Source organism: Rhizobium sp. SVR5-2C (genome assembly GCF_056755115.1).
This window is the reverse complement of sequence record NZ_JBNDHT010000640.1, coordinates 1-232: the sequence shown is the minus strand read 5'-3', so window position 1 is coordinate 232 and position 232 is coordinate 1. Positions and strand designations below refer to the sequence as shown.

The following is a 232-nucleotide window of genomic DNA, read 5'->3' as shown; positions in this document are numbered from 1 at the left end:
GGGGGGGGGCGGGGGGGAGCAAAGCGGGGCGAATGATTCAGAATGCCCATCGGTCTCGACGCGATCAGCGATCACGCCGACATTGAGCGCCTTCGCAATGTCGATGATCGAACCGACGATTCGGTACTGCTCCTCGGATTCGACGACATCCATCACCAGCCGGCGTTCGAGCTTCAGCCGCTTCTGGCGCAGCCGCGCCAGACCGATCACCCACGCATCCCCCCCCCCCCCC

Annotated in this window: 1 protein-coding gene; it reads right to left on the bottom strand. The window is 65.5% G+C overall.

The genetic code is table 11. The features are described 5' to 3' along the window. The coding region (locus ACPYOI_RS37220) for an EAL domain-containing protein (RefSeq protein ID WP_481424326.1) at window positions 1–210 on the bottom strand (210 nt) is incomplete at its 3' end. Window positions 211–232 lie beyond the last annotated feature (22 nt).